The organism is Streptomyces sp. SID8374 (assembly GCF_009865135.1).
GTDB lineage: Bacteria > Actinomycetota > Actinomycetes > Streptomycetales > Streptomycetaceae > Streptomyces.
Map to the genome: position 1 here is coordinate 1,330,842 of NZ_WWGH01000002.1, position 13,326 is coordinate 1,344,167.

Below are 13,326 nucleotides of genomic sequence, written 5' to 3' on the forward strand. Positions count from 1 at the left end.
CCGGAACGGTGGTGGGGGAGTGGTGACGAGTGGGGTCGCGCTGTTCCTGAGGGCGGGGACGCGTCAGGTGGCCGCCGCGAGCGACCGTGCGTCCAGCGGGCGGTAGGGGACGCCGAGGGCGTCCAGTCGGGCGGTGTGGTGGCGCAGCCGCCCGACGAACCCCGGCCAGTCGCCGCGCCCGCCGGACCAGGAACGGTCGGCCAGCGCGCAGAGCCGCGGGTAGCTGAGGTATTCGATCTCCTCGGGCGTGCGGACGTACTCGGTCCACAGCTGGGCCTGGGTCCCGAGCACCCGGGCCCGTTCGGTCTCCGCCCACTCGGCGGGCGCGGGCTCGTGGCCGTGGACCGCGTGCAGGGTGACGGGGGCGCCGGGCTGGGCGACCGGTTCGGACGGGTCGCCGGACTGGGCGTAGTCGAGGTAGGTGGCCCGGTGGTGGGCGGCGACGACCTGGTGGCCGCGGCGGGCGGCGGCCAGTGCGTGGGAGGGGTCGCGCCAGGTCATCACCGTGAAGTCCAGGGGGAGTTCGGTGCCGGTCTCGGCCCAGCCGAGCGGGATCCGCCCGCGTTCCACGAGGAACGCGCCGATCCGGCCCATGAACCAGCCGTGCAGGGCGGCCGCGTCCGCGAGCCCCTCGGCCGCCGCACGCTCCCGGGCGGCCGGGCTGTTCTCCCACTCGGTGGTCGGGCACTCCTCGCCCCCGATGTGGATGTACGGCGACGGGAAGACGTCCATGACTTCCTCCAGCACCGCCCGGCAGAAGGTGAAGACCTCCTCGTGCACACCGAGGACCGTGTCGCACACGCCCCAGCGGTCCCAGACGTCCAGCTTCCGTCCCGGGTCGTTGCCCAGCTCCGGATAGGCGGCGAGCGCGGCCCGCACATGGCCGGGCATCTCGATCTCCGGCACGACGGTGACCCCGCGCTCCGCCGCGTACCGCACGAGCCCCCGCAACTCCCCCTTGGTGTACGCCCCTTCATGCGGTACGTCGTCGAAGTGCACCCCGCCCGTCCCGCTCGGCCCCCGCTGCGACCGGGCCCGCCTCGCCCCGACCGAGGTCAGCCGGGGGTAGGCGGCGACCGGCATCCGCCAGCCCTGGTCGTCGGTGAGGTGGAGGTGCAGGACGTTCAGCTTGTGCAGCGCCAACAGGTCGACGTACCGGCGCAGATAGCCGATCGGCCGGAAGTGCCGCGCCACGTCCAGCATCGCCCCGCGCCAGGGCCGGTCCGGTACGTCGGTGATCTCGACGCACGGCAGCTCCCAGGAGCCGGTGTCCCGCGCCCCGCCCGACAGGGCCTCGGCGGGCAGGAGTTGACGGACCGTCTGGACTCCCCGGAGCAGCCCGGTCGGGTGGGCGGCGCGCAGCAGGAGCGCCTGCGGGCCCACGGTGAGGCCGTACCCCTCCTCGCCGAGCCCGCCGAGCTGACCGTCCAGGGCGAGCACGATCCGGCCCTCCGGCGACGGGGCCAGCGGCAGCCCGGCGGCCGGGCCGACCAGCGAGCGCAGCAGGGCGGCGGCCGGTTCGGCGCCCGGGAGAGCACGGACGGTGGTGTCGCGGTCGAGGGTGAGCCGTCCGCCCAGCGAGGAGATCCTGCTGGGCCGGGGGAGGAGGGCGAGGTCGGGGCGCGATGCGGGCACGGGGTCTCCGGGTTCGGTTCGCGGGCTTACGGGGGGTGGGCGCGGGTGGCCCGGCCACTCAGCCCTTGACGGCACCGGCGGCGAAGCCGGAGGTGACATGGCGCTGGAGCAGCAGGAAGATCACCAGGGCGGGCAGCGCGAAGAGCGTCGAGGCGGCCATCGTGGCGCCCCAGTCGGTGCCGAAGGTGTTCTGGAAGGACGACAGCCAGACCGGCAGGGTCCGGTTGTCCTGCTGCTTGATGATCAGGAAGTTGGCGTAGGCGAACTCGTTCCACGCGGTGATGAAGCCGAACAGCGAGGTGGCCATCAGCCCCGGCGCCAGCAGCGGCATCGCCACCCGCCGGAACGCCCCGGTCCGGGTGCAGCCGTCGACCTGGGCGGCCTCCTCCAGCTCCGGCGGGATGGTCCCGATGAAGCCGCGCAGCACCACGATGGTGAACGGCAGCGTGATCATGAAGTAGATCAGCGTCAGCGTCGGCAGCCGGTCCAGCATGTCGGTGTCCCGGGAGATGATGTAGATCGGGATGATCAGCGACTCCCAGGGCGCCATCTGCGCGATGAAGACCATCAGCATGAACTGCCGCCGGCCCTTCCACCGCATCCGCGCCACGGCGAACGCCGCGCCCAGCGCCACCAGCAGCGCGAGCAGGACGGCCCCCAGCGTGACGAGGATGCTGTTGCGCCAGAACAGGGCGAACCCGTCGGCGTCCACGGCCCGTTGGAAGTGGGTCAGCGTCCAGGTGTGCGGGAAGAGCTGCGGGTCGGCCGACTGGATGTCCTTGGACGGCTTGAACGCCGTGGAGATCATCCAGTACACGGGGAAGAGGCAGACGACGACGGTCACGGCGGCGGCGATGTTCAGCGGCAGCCGGCGAAGGCGCGGGCGTGCGGTACGCGGGTTCATCGGGTCTCGTCCTCCTGGCGGAACATCTGGCGGAAGTAGAGGACGAGCACCCCGGACATCAGGACCACGGTGATCATCGAGGCGGCCGAACCCAGGTCGTACCGCTGGCTGGAGAGGGCCGTCTGCACCGCGTAGACCGGCAGGATCGTGGTGGCGTCGCCCGGTCCGCCCCGGGTCATCACCCAGATCTGGACGAACGCCTTGAACGTCCAGATCACCTCCAGCGAGAAGACCAGCAGGAAGATCGGCCGGAGCATCGGGAAGGTCACCGAGCGGAAGATCCGCCCCGCCCCCGCCCCGTCCAGCCGCGCCGACTCGTACAGCTCCGGCGGCACGGTCGTCAGCGCGGAGTACAGGGTGATCGCGGCGAACGGCACCGACTGCCAGACGATCAGCGTCACCAGGATGGCGAACGCGGCGGTCCCGTCGGCGAACCAGGGATAGCGCTCGAAGGATTCGAGGCCGATCGAGGTCAGCGCCCAGTTGACGATGCCGAACTCCGAGTGGAACAGCCACTGGAACACCGTCGTCGCCGCCACCACCGGCATCGCCCAGGCCAGCACCAGCGAGCAGAGCACCACCGTCCGCCCCACCCGCCGCAGCCGCTCCACCATCAGGGCGACCAGCGTCGCGATCACCATGATCAGGACGACGTTGACCGCCATGAAGAGGAAGGTGCGGCGGACCACCTCCCAGAACCGAGGGTCCGACAGCAGCGTCCGGTAGTTCCGCAGCCCGACGAACTCCGCGTCACCGCTGATCAGTTGGCGCAGCCGGAAGTCCTGGAAGGAGATCAGGACGGCCCGCACCAGCGGATAGACCAGCAGATAGAGCATGCCGCCGACGGCGGGGGCGATCAGCGCGTACGGCCAGAGGCTGTGCGCCCGGCCCGTCGGCTTGGTGCGTACGGCGGGGCGCGGGGCCGGTCGCCACCTGGATGTGCGGGGTGCTGGGGTCCGTTCGGCGACGACCGGCACGGTACGCCTCCTTCCTGTGGCTGGTGATCGGGCGGGGAGGGGCGGGTCAAGAACCGGCGTTCATGGCCCGGGTGATGTCCTGCGAGGCCTTCGCCGCCTCCTTGGCCGGATCGCGCCCGGTGAGCACGGCCGTCATGTAGTCCTTGATCGGGTTCTCCGCCTCGACCGCCGCCCACCCCGGGGTGTTGGGCGTGGCGTGGCCGTTGGCGGCGCCGACCGCCATCGCCGCCGCCCCCGGGTCATCGGCCACGGCGGAGGCGAGCGAGGTGCGGTTGGGTACGTAGCTCATGGCGACGGCGAGCTTCTTCTGCCAGGTGTCCCCGGTCAGCTCCTTGATGAAGGTGACCGCCTCCTCGGGATGGGCGGCCGCCGCCGGTACGACGAGGTCGGAGCCGCCGGTGAAGACCGCGCCGGGGGTGTCCGCGGTCTTGCCCGGGATCGGGAAGAAGGCGAGCTTGCCCTTGAGTCCGGGGTTCTTCTCCACGATGACGTTGGCCCCGCCCGGGGTGGAGATGACCTGGGCCACCTGCCCCTGCGCCATCACCTCGGCCTGCGGCGGGTCGTCCTCGTCGGAGTCCTTGGGCCCCTTGCCGAGCGCCTGGAGCTCCTCGTAGAACTGCATGCCGCGCAGGGCCTCGGGGGTGTCCAGCGCGCCGGACCACTTCCCCCCGGACTCGGTGGCGAGGTCGCCGCCCTCGTCCCAGATGAAGCCGGCCAGCGCGTACCACATCTGCCCGGGCAGGTAGATGCCTTGCGTACCGCCCGTGTTGAGCTTGGTGGTGGCGTCGATCCACTGCTCGCGGGTCTTGATCGCCTTCGCGTCGATGCCCGCCTTCTCGAAGAGGTCGGTGCGGTGGATGACCACCCGGTTGGCCGCGTAGTACGGGATGCCGTACTGCTTCCCCTCGTACGCCCCCGGCTCCGCGAGCCCGCTCAGCCAGTCCTCGCCGTTCAGCTCGTCCTTGCGGTCGCTGAGGTCGAGAAGCCCGCCGCTCTCGGCGAACTGCGCCACCTGGGTGTTGCCCGCCTCGATGACGTCCGGGGCGTCGTTGCTGGCCAGGGCGGCGGTGATCTTCTGGCCGATGCCGTCCCACTCCTGGATCTGGATCTTCACATCGATCTCGGGGTGGCGCTTGGCGAAGTCGGCCGTGAACTCCTTCTGGAAGGTGTCCGAGACGCTGTCGCGCATCAGCCAGACATCCACCCTCGTCCGCCCGTCCCCGCTCGCGGAGTCGGACGGCGGACTACAGGAACTGAGCGCGGCGGCCAGAACGAGCACGGACCCACCGGCAAGCAAGCGGTACTTCACGGTTCACCTCGGAAAGCAGAACTGAGTCCGACCTGAGTCCGACCTGACCACCTGACCAGTGATGCCCACTGGACAGCTCACCTCTCGATGGGGGTTGAAGGTGGCATAGACCAATGAGGGCGTCAACCCCCTGCGTACGAAGGCGATTTGGTGATCTGTGCGTAACGCGAGCGCCCTGACCGGTTGCGGCAAGCGCTACACTTCGCCTGACCAGCAGGCCAGTTGGGTCGGCAGACCGGTCAACTGGTAAGAAAAGCCAACCCGTCGGGAGGGGAGCGCATGGACGCGGATGTGCCGGGGACGGTGCTCAAGCGGGAGCGGACGCGCGATGCCGTGCTGGAGCTGATCGAGTCGCGCAGCCCCGGCGACGCGATCCCCTCGGAGCGGGCCCTGTGCTCCCTGCTGGGCGTGTCGCGGCCCACCGTGCGCGCGGCGGTCGACGAGCTGGTCGCCGCGGGGCTCCTGGTGCGCGAGCACGGCCGGGGGATGTTCGTCGCGCCCGCCAAGATCACCCAGGAGCTGGTGGCGGGGGACCGGTCGCTGACCGTGCCGCAGGCGGCGGGCGCCTGGTCCAGTCGGCTGCTGGAGTTCACCACCCTCCAGGCGGGGGCCCGGGTCGGCCGGAAGCTGCGGATGTCACCCGCCGCCGAGATCGTCTACGTGGCCCGGCTGCGGCTGGTCGACGGGGCGCCGATGGCCATCGAACACCTGCACATCCGGGCCGCACTGGTGCCCGGCCTCAGCGCGCAGGAGCTGGAGAGCGGCGACCTCTACGAGCACCTGCGCACCACGCACGACGTGCACGTCCACGAGGCGGTCCAGGCGATCGAACCCACCGTCGTCACCCGCGCCGAGGCGAAGCTCCTCGACGTCCCCGAGCTCTCCCCGGCCCTGCTCTTCGAACGGCTGACCTCCGACACGGCCGGCCGTCCGGTGGAGTACGTCCACTCGCTCTACCGGGGCGACCGCTACCGGATCGTCTCCCGCCTGGCGCTGGGCCCGGCCGCCGAGTTCGCCCCGGACCGGGAGGGCCACCACCCGGGTATCCCGCCGGGCGACTTCGCGCACGGCGACGCGATCACCTCCTCCACCAGGGGGGACATCCAGGCGGGGGCCTGAGCCTCGGCTCCGTACGGCGTTGCGCACGGTGCAACTCCGGTTGCGCCTCTTGCCGTTCGGGGCTCGGCGGGCCAGGGTGGCGGCACATCCGAAGCAACCGATCCCCCCACGAGGTGCCTCGCATGAACGCCGAACCCACCCCTGCCTCCGGTCGCCCGAGCGCCGAGAACTCCCCTTCCGGTCTCCCGGGCCCGGGCCGCCCGAGCGCCGCGCGCCCGAACCCCGAAATCCCCGCCCCCGGCCTCCCCGCCGCCCCCACCCGCCGGACCCTCCTCGGCGGCCTGCTCGCGGGAGCCGCCGCCCTGGCTGCCGCCCCCGTCGCTCTCACCACCCCGGCCCACGCCGTCCGGCGGACCCCGGCCCCCACCGCCACCCGCACCCTCCTCCTCGGCACCTACACCTCCGCCGAGGGCGGCGGCACCGGCATCGGGACCGCCACGTACGACACCGCCACCGGGGCGATCACCCCAGGACCCGTGATCACCGGCGTGGAGAACCCCTCCTACCTGGCCCTCCACCCCTCCGGCGCCACCGTCTACGCGGTCGCCGAGCAGGACGCGGGCGCGGTCACCGCCGTGGCGCTCGCGCCGGACGGGACGTACGAGGTGCTCGGCTCCCGCCCCACCGGCGGCTCCGGCCCCACCCACCTCTCCGTCCACCCGTCCGGCCGCTGGCTGCTCAGCGCGAACTACACCTCCGGCAGCGTCGCCGTGCACCCGATCGCGGAGGACGGCTCGCTCGGCGAGCGCACCGACCTGGTCACGCACAGCTCCCCGCCGCCCGGGCCCGGCCAGAACGGGCCGCACGCCCACCAGATCACCACCTCGCCGGACGGCGGCCACGTCCTGGCCGTCGACCTCGGCACCGACACGGTCTACACGTACCGACTCGACACCTCCGCCGGGACGCTCACCGAGGTCTCCCGCGCCGCCCTGGCCCCCGGCTCCGGCCCGCGCCACCTCACCTTCCACCCCGGTGGGCGCGCCGCCTACCTGGCCTGCGAGCTGGACAACACCACGGTCGTCTGCGCGTACGACCCCGAGAGCGGAACCCTCACCCCGGGCGCTGGGCAGTCCACCGGGGCGGACACGGGCTACCCGGCCCAGCTGGTCGTCACCGCCGACGGCTCGTACGCGTACCTCGCCAACCGGGGCCCCAACAGCCTCACCCGTTACGCGGTGGAGGACGACGGGGCGGCCCTGCGGCTCCTTGACACCGTCCCCGTCGGCGGTGACTGGCCGCGCCAGCTCGCCCTCTCCCCGGACAGCTCCCTGCTCTTCGCCGCCAACCAGCGCTCCTCCACCGTCACCGCCTTCCGGATCGGCGCCGACGGCTCCCTGACCCCGGCGGGCGACCCGCTCCCGGCGCCGGTCGCGGTCTGCGTCCTGCCCCTGCCGTGACGGCCCGGGCGGGGTCCGTTCCAGCGGTTACAGTCGTGGCCGAGCCGCGCGCCCGCACCCGCGGCGAGGACATCAGGGAGGCACAGTGCGCTTGAGGGTGGAATTCACCACCGAGCCCTTCGATCTCGACGAGGCGCCCGCCCACGCGGTGGTGGCCCGCGAGGTCATCCAGAGCGCCGAACTCGACGCCGTGGACGTCGGACCGTTCGGCAACACGGCGGAAGGGGGCGCGCACGAGGTGCTCACCGCCGTGGACTCCCTGCTGCGCCGGACCCTGGCCTCGGGCGCCACCCGGGTCTCGCTCCAGGTCAACGTGATCGGGGAGGAGGTACGGTGACCGAATCCGCCGATCACGCTCCGGTCACCGTCGACCACCCCTTCGTATCGGCCGTCAAGCCGCTCGTCGACGCGATGGGCGCCGAGCTGCTGGGGCCCGAGCAGGCCCAGCCGGACGACGTGGTCCTCGCGTGGGAGGGCCGGGACGTCATAGCCGTACGGCTGCCCCAGCTCTCCGACTCGCTGGACCACATCCTCGCCGCGCTGGAGAGACGGCACGGGATGCCGCTCGCCGAGCTGGACCGGAAGGCGAAGCAGTCCGTCGTCCGGACCCTGGAGGCACGCGGTGCCTTCTCCGTACGACACGGAGTGGAGACCGTGGCCGGCGCCCTGGGCGTCTCCCGCTTCACCGTGTACAACTATCTCAACAGGGAACATTCGGCCAAGGGTGAGTAGTTGGCCGAACCCGCCGAACGCACAGGAAAGCCGCTGTCCGCATGCCGGGACGGCGGCTTTCTCCGTTCGCGAGATTTCAACAAAGTGTTGACGTCGTGTTGCGGAGGGCGTTAGCTATCCGCAGCCCGAACAACGCACAGCGAAAAACAGCCACGGAGGCTCCCGTGACTTCGAGCTCCACACCGGGCCTCACCCGGTTCAACACCCTGGCGGACGGCGAGGGCACCCCCGCACTGCACGAGGTCTGTGCCAGTGCGGCCTGGGGAGAGACCGTCCTCGCCGGCCGTCCGTACGCCACCGAGGAAGCCCTGCTCTCCGCGAGCGACGCCGCCATGGCCGAGCTCACCGCGGAGGACCTGGCCGAGGCGATGGCGGGCCACCCGCCGATCGGGCGTCCGATCCCCGGTGACCCGACCTCCTCCCGTGAGCAGCGGGGGATGGCCGGGGCCTCCGAGGAGCTCAAGACCGAGATGCTCGAACTGAACCTGGCCTACCAGGAGCGGTTCGGACATGTCTTCCTGATCTGTGCCACCGGCGCCACCGGTGAGCAGATGCGCGACGCGGTGAAGTCCCGGATCGGGAACTCGCCCGAGCAGGAGCGGGAGATCGTGCGCACCGAACTGGGCAAGATCAACCGCATCCGGCTGACCCGTCTCGTACGGGAGACCCTCGCAGAGGAAGCTCCCGCACGGGACTCTTGAGAGCAAGGAGAGTGACGGTCTTGAGTACCGACACGACCGCATCGGTGTCCACGCACATCCTGGACACCTCCATCGGCCGCCCCGCCGCGTCCGTCACCGTCTCGCTCGCCGCCCGCAGCGGCGGCGGCTCGCCGTACGTGACGCTCGGAGCCTCCGCGACGGATGCGGACGGGCGCTGCAAGGACCTGCCGGCGCTGCCGGAAGGAACGACCCACGTACGCCTCGAATTCGACACCGAGACGTACTTCTCCAAGAAGCAAGCCGAGGCGCAGCAGGACGCCCCCCGCGTAAGGGACAGCGGCGCGTTCTTCCCGGAAGTGACGATCGCCTTCGCGGTCGTGCCGGGCGAGCACTATCACGTACCGCTGCTGCTCAACCCGTTCGGCTACTCCGTTTACCGAGGGAGCTAGCACCGACATGCCCACGATTCTCGGCCAGAACCAGTACGGCAAAGCAGAGAACCGCGTCGTAAAGATCACGCGGGACGGCGACACCCACCACATCAAGGACCTCAACGTCTCGGTCGCCCTCTCCGGCGACATGGACGACGTCCACTACTCCGGCTCCAACGCCAACGTCCTGCCGACCGACACCACCAAGAACACGGTGTACGCGTTCGCCAAGGAGCACGGGATCGAGTCCGCCGAGCAGTTCGGCATCCACCTCGCCCGGCACTTCGTCTCCTCGCAGGAGCCGATCCACCGCGCCCGGATCCGGATCGAGGAGTACGCCTGGGAGCGCATCGCGACCTCGGAGGGCAACTCCAGGTTCATCGGCGCCGACGAGGTCAAGCACTCCTTCGTCCGCAAGGGCCAGGAGACCCGCGTCACCCAGATCACCTACGACGGTGAGAACTGGGAGGTCATCTCGGGCCTCAAGGACCTCACGGTGATGAACTCGACCAACTCCGAGTTCTGGGGCTACGTCAAGGACAAGTACACGACGCTGAAGGAGGCGTACGACCGCATCCTGGCGACCGACGTCTCCGCCAAGTGGCGGTACAACTGGACCAGCGACGAGCAGCGCATGCCGAACTGGGAGAAGTCCTACGAGCAGGCGCGCAAGCACATGCTCCAGGCCTTCGCCGAGACGTACTCCCTCTCCCTCCAGCAGACCCTGTACCAGATGGGTTCGCGCATCATCAACAGCCGCAGCGAGATCGACGAGATCCGCTTCTCGCTGCCCAACAACCACCACTTCCTGGTGGACCTCGAACCGTTCGGCCTCAAGAACGACAACGAGGTCTACTTCGCGGCGGACCGTCCCTACGGTCTGATCGAGGCCACCGTGCTCCGGGACGGCGTCGAGCCGAAGATCCCGGTCGACATGACCAACCTCTGACGCGGCACTGAACCGGCCCCCGCCCGCCCGCAGTCGGGCGGGGCCCGGTCATCCCGGAGGAAACACCCATGGCACAGCCTGCAACGGGGCCGGCCGAAGCCCCGAAACCCTTTACCGGCACGGCAGTTCACCCGTGCGACGAGAAGCTTCCGCCCGCGCGGCTCGTTCCCGCCGCGCTCCAGCACATCGCCGCCATGTACGCGGGCGTCGTCACCCCTCCGCTGATCATCGGCCAGGCCGTCGGCCTGGACACCGCCGGGATGACCCGGCTCATCGCCGCGAGCCTCCTGATCGCCGGACTCGCCACCATCGTGCAGACGATCGGCCTCGGCGCGTTCGCCGGAAACCGGCTGCCGTTCGTCAACGCGGCCTCCTCCGCCGGTATCGCCCCGATGCTCGCCATCGCCGAGACCACCGCGCCCGGCCACCAACTCCCCGCGATCTACGGGGCGGTGCTCGTCGCCGGAGCCTTCTGCCTGACGGTCGGGCCGTTCTTCGGCAGACTGCTGCGCTTCTTCCCGCCGCTCGTCACGGGCGTGGTCATCACCCTCATCGGCGTCACCCTCATGCCCGTGCCGGTCGCCTGGGCGCAGGGCGGCGACGCCACCGCCGCCGACTTCGGCGCGATGAAGTACCTGGCGCTGGCCGCCTTCACCCTCGTCGTCATCCTGCTCATCCAGCGCTTCGGCCGCGGCTTCCTCAAGCAAGTCGCCCTGCTGGTCGGCATGTTCGTCGGCACGCTGGCCGCGATCCCGTTCGGACTCGCCGACTTCTCCGCGCTGAGGTCCGCACCGCTGGCCGCCCTGCCGACGCCTTTCGCCTTCGGGGCACCGGAGTTCCACCCCGCCGCGATCCTCTCCCTCTGCATCGTCATGCTCGTCCTGATGACGGAGTCCTCGGCCGGCATGCTGGCCCTGGGCGAGATCTGCGACCGCCGCACCGACGGCCGTACGATCACCCGGGGCCTGCGTACGGACGGCATCGCCACCCTCCTCGGCCCGGTCTTCGGCGGCTTCCCCACCAGCGCCTTCGCCCAGAACGTCGGCGTCGTCTCGCTGACCCGCGTACGCAGCCGGTACGTCGTCGCGGCGGCGGGCGGCGCGCTGCTGGTCCTCGGCGCCTTCCCGGTGCTCGGCGCGGTCGTCTCGCTCGTGCCCATGCCCGTCCTCGGCGGCGCCGGCATCGTCCTCTTCGGCTCCATCGCGGTCAGCGGCATCCGTACGCTCTCCGAGGCCGGACTCGACGACAGCTCCAACATCATCCTGGTCGCGGTGGCGCTCGGCGCGGGCATCATCCCGCTCGCCGCGCCCACCTTCTACGCCGGATTCCCGGCCTGGGCGCAGACCGTCCTCGGCTCCGGGATCAGCGCGGGAGCGCTGGTCGCGGTCGTGCTCAACCTGTTCTTCCACCATCTCGGCACCCACAGCCGCCCCGCTGTGGCACTCAAATCCTCCTAGGGTCCTGCCGTGCCCACATCGCCACAGAGAGAAGAAGGAAGCACCATGGCAGCTTCGGCAGACCCTCAGCGCACCGTCATCGAGAACTGTTCGATCGCCACCGTCGACGCCCACGACACGGAGTACGCCTCCGGGTACATCGTCGTGGCGGACAACCGCATCGAGTCCGTCGGCGCCGGTCAGGCACCGGAGGGCCTCACCGGCGTCGTCCGGCGCATCGACGCCACCGGGCACCTCGCGACGCCGGGCCTGGTCAACACCCACCACCACTTCTACCAGTGGATCACCCGGGGCCTGGCCACCGACCACAACCTCTTCAACTGGCTGGTCGCCCTCTACCCGACCTGGGCGCGCATCGACGAGCCGATGGCCCGCGCCGCCGCGCAGGGCTCGCTCGCCATGATGGCCCGCGGCGGCGTCACCACCGCCATGGACCACCACTACGTCTTCCCGAAGGGCTCCGGCGACCTGTCCGGCGCCATCATCGGGGCCGCCCGCGAGATGGGCGTACGATTCACCCTCGCCCGGGGCTCCATGGACCGCAGCGAGAAGGACGGCGGCCTGCCCCCGGACTTCGCCGTCGAGACCCTCGAAGGCGCGCTCGCCGCCACCGAGGCCACCGTCGACGCCCACCACGACGCCTCCTTCGACTCCATGACCCAGGTCGCCGTCGCCCCCTGCTCCCCGTTCTCGGTCTCCACCGAACTGATGCGCCAGGGCGCCGAGTTGGCCCGGAGGAAGAACGTACGGCTGCACACCCACGGCTCGGAGACCGTCGAGGAGGAGCAGTTCTGCAAGGAGCTGTTCGGCATGGGCCCGACCGACTACTTCGAGTCCACCGGCTGGCTCGGCGACGACGTGTGGATGGCGCACTGCGTCCACATGAACGACTCCGACATCGCCGCCTTCGCCCGTACGGGAACCGGCGTCGCCCACTGCCCCTCCTCCAACGCCCGCCTCGCCGCCGGGATCGCCCGGGTCCCCGACATGCTCGCCGCCGGTGTCCCCGTAGGCCTCGGCGTGGACGGCACCGCCTCCAACGAGTCCGGCGAACTCCACACCGAGCTGCGCAACGCACTCCTCATCAACCGCCTCGGCGCCCACCGCGAGGCCGCCCTCAACGCCCGCCAGGCCCTGCGCCTCGGGACCTTCGGCGGAGCCCAGGTCCTGGGCCGCGCCGACCACATCGGCTCCCTGGAGGCCGGCAAGCTCGCCGACCTCGTCCTGTGGAAGCTGGACACCCTGGCCCACTCCTCGATCGCCGACCCGGTGACCGCGCTCATCTTCGGCGCGGCCGCCCCGGTGACCCTCTCCCTCGTCGACGGCAAGCCGGTCGTCGAGGGCAACCACCTCACCACGGTGGACGAGGACGCCATCGCCCGCACCACCCGCGACGAGGCCCGCCGCCTCGCACAGATCGCCGCCGGGGCCTGACCCCGGAGGTGTCCCCGAACCGCCGGGCAGCACCGATCCCCGGCGGAACCCGAACCGCCGGTCGGTCACCGGCCCCCGGCAGAACCCCCAACCGCCGGGCGGTCACCGACACCCGGCGGTATCCCCGACCGGCCGGTCGAGGGGGACGGCCCGAGACCGGCCGCCGTGGACCCGAGCGGGGTCCGCGGCAGCCGGTCCGGCGGACGCACACCCGATGGTGGGCGCCGCCGGACCGGTGATGAACGCTGCCCGCACGTCCCCACCGTGCGCGCGCCCCTCCGCACCCCCCTCTGCACGACCTGCACCACCTGAGAGAG

Annotated in this window: 13 protein-coding genes; 9 read left to right on the top strand and 4 right to left on the bottom strand. The window is 71.1% G+C overall.

The window, feature by feature from the left end:
• Nucleotides 1-63: 63 nt before the first annotated feature.
• From GTY67_RS29290 to GTY67_RS29305, 4 genes are read right to left on the bottom strand one after another with little or no spacing between them, the layout of a single operon-like run.
• Complete coding sequence (locus GTY67_RS29290; protein WP_161280983.1) at nt 64-1,635, bottom strand: beta-N-acetylhexosaminidase; 1,572 nt, start codon at nt 1,633-1,635, stop codon at nt 64-66.
• A 58-nt stretch (nt 1,636-1,693) separates the two neighbouring features.
• Nucleotides 1,694-2,539 carry a carbohydrate ABC transporter permease gene (locus tag GTY67_RS29295; RefSeq protein WP_093686574.1) on the bottom strand — a complete coding sequence of 282 codons (846 nt, stop codon included), beginning with the start codon at nt 2,537-2,539 and terminating at the stop codon, nt 1,694-1,696.
• Complete coding sequence (locus tag GTY67_RS29300; RefSeq protein WP_161280985.1) at nt 2,536-3,516, bottom strand: sugar ABC transporter permease; 981 nt, start codon at nt 3,514-3,516, stop codon at nt 2,536-2,538. The genes GTY67_RS29295 and GTY67_RS29300 overlap by 4 nt, the downstream gene beginning before the upstream one ends.
• A 46-nt stretch (nt 3,517-3,562) precedes the next feature.
• Nucleotides 3,563-4,825: an extracellular solute-binding protein gene (locus GTY67_RS29305; RefSeq protein WP_093686576.1), complete on the bottom strand. Its 1,263-nt coding sequence runs from the start codon at nt 4,823-4,825 to the stop codon at nt 3,563-3,565.
• 279 nt (nt 4,826-5,104) lie between these two features.
• Between GTY67_RS29305 and GTY67_RS29310 the strand changes: the two genes are divergently transcribed.
• The 9 genes from GTY67_RS29310 to GTY67_RS29350 all read left to right on the top strand — a co-directional run bounded on the left by GTY67_RS29310 (nt 5,105) and on the right by GTY67_RS29350 (nt 13,009).
• Nucleotides 5,105-5,944 carry a GntR family transcriptional regulator gene (locus GTY67_RS29310; RefSeq protein ID WP_161280988.1) on the top strand — a complete coding sequence of 280 codons (840 nt, stop codon included), beginning with the start codon at nt 5,105-5,107 and terminating at the stop codon, nt 5,942-5,944.
• Nucleotides 5,945-6,066: 122 nt separating this feature from the next.
• Nucleotides 6,067-7,344: a lactonase family protein gene (locus GTY67_RS29315; protein WP_237502947.1), complete on the top strand. Its 1,278-nt coding sequence runs from the start codon at nt 6,067-6,069 to the stop codon at nt 7,342-7,344.
• An 85-nt stretch (nt 7,345-7,429) separates the two neighbouring features.
• The gene (locus GTY67_RS29320) at nt 7,430-7,681 is read left to right on the top strand and encodes a hypothetical protein (RefSeq protein WP_161280990.1); all 252 of its coding nucleotides are present in this window, start codon (nt 7,430-7,432) and stop codon (nt 7,679-7,681) included.
• Complete coding sequence (locus GTY67_RS29325) at nt 7,678-8,076, top strand: helix-turn-helix domain-containing protein (protein ID WP_093686578.1); 399 nt, start codon at nt 7,678-7,680, stop codon at nt 8,074-8,076. The genes GTY67_RS29320 and GTY67_RS29325 overlap by 4 nt, the downstream gene beginning before the upstream one ends.
• Before the next feature lie 164 nt (nt 8,077-8,240).
• Nucleotides 8,241-8,777: a 2-oxo-4-hydroxy-4-carboxy-5-ureidoimidazoline decarboxylase gene (uraD, locus tag GTY67_RS29330; RefSeq protein ID WP_161280992.1), complete on the top strand. Its 537-nt coding sequence runs from the start codon at nt 8,241-8,243 to the stop codon at nt 8,775-8,777.
• A 20-nt stretch (nt 8,778-8,797) separates the two neighbouring features.
• Nucleotides 8,798-9,187: a hydroxyisourate hydrolase gene (gene uraH / locus GTY67_RS29335; protein WP_093686580.1), complete on the top strand. Its 390-nt coding sequence runs from the start codon at nt 8,798-8,800 to the stop codon at nt 9,185-9,187.
• A 7-nt stretch (nt 9,188-9,194) separates the two neighbouring features.
• Entirely contained in the window at nt 9,195-10,118 is a 924-nt protein-coding gene (gene pucL / locus GTY67_RS29340) for a factor-independent urate hydroxylase (protein WP_093686581.1), read from the top strand.
• A gap of 68 nt (nt 10,119-10,186) precedes the next feature.
• Nucleotides 10,187-11,575: a nucleobase:cation symporter-2 family protein gene (locus GTY67_RS29345; protein ID WP_161280993.1), complete on the top strand. Its 1,389-nt coding sequence runs from the start codon at nt 10,187-10,189 to the stop codon at nt 11,573-11,575.
• A 45-nt stretch (nt 11,576-11,620) separates the two neighbouring features.
• Complete coding sequence (locus tag GTY67_RS29350; protein WP_161280995.1) at nt 11,621-13,009, top strand: 8-oxoguanine deaminase; 1,389 nt, start codon at nt 11,621-11,623, stop codon at nt 13,007-13,009.
• Nucleotides 13,010-13,326 lie beyond the last annotated feature (317 nt).

What these genes read in the sequence shown, in the direction of transcription:
- GTY67_RS29295 (WP_093686574.1), bottom strand. Translation starts at nt 2,539, where the DNA reads ATGAACCCGCGTACCGCACGCCCGCGCCTTCGCCGGCTGCCGCTGAAC.
- GTY67_RS29310 (WP_161280988.1), top strand. Translation starts at nt 5,105, where the DNA reads ATGGACGCGGATGTGCCGGGGACGGTGCTCAAGCGGGAGCGGACGCGC.
- GTY67_RS29315 (WP_237502947.1), top strand. Translation starts at nt 6,067, where the DNA reads ATGAACGCCGAACCCACCCCTGCCTCCGGTCGCCCGAGCGCCGAGAAC.
- pucL (WP_093686581.1), top strand. Translation starts at nt 9,195, where the DNA reads ATGCCCACGATTCTCGGCCAGAACCAGTACGGCAAAGCAGAGAACCGC.
- GTY67_RS29345 (WP_161280993.1), top strand. Translation starts at nt 10,187, where the DNA reads ATGGCACAGCCTGCAACGGGGCCGGCCGAAGCCCCGAAACCCTTTACC.
- GTY67_RS29350 (WP_161280995.1), top strand. Translation starts at nt 11,621, where the DNA reads ATGGCAGCTTCGGCAGACCCTCAGCGCACCGTCATCGAGAACTGTTCG.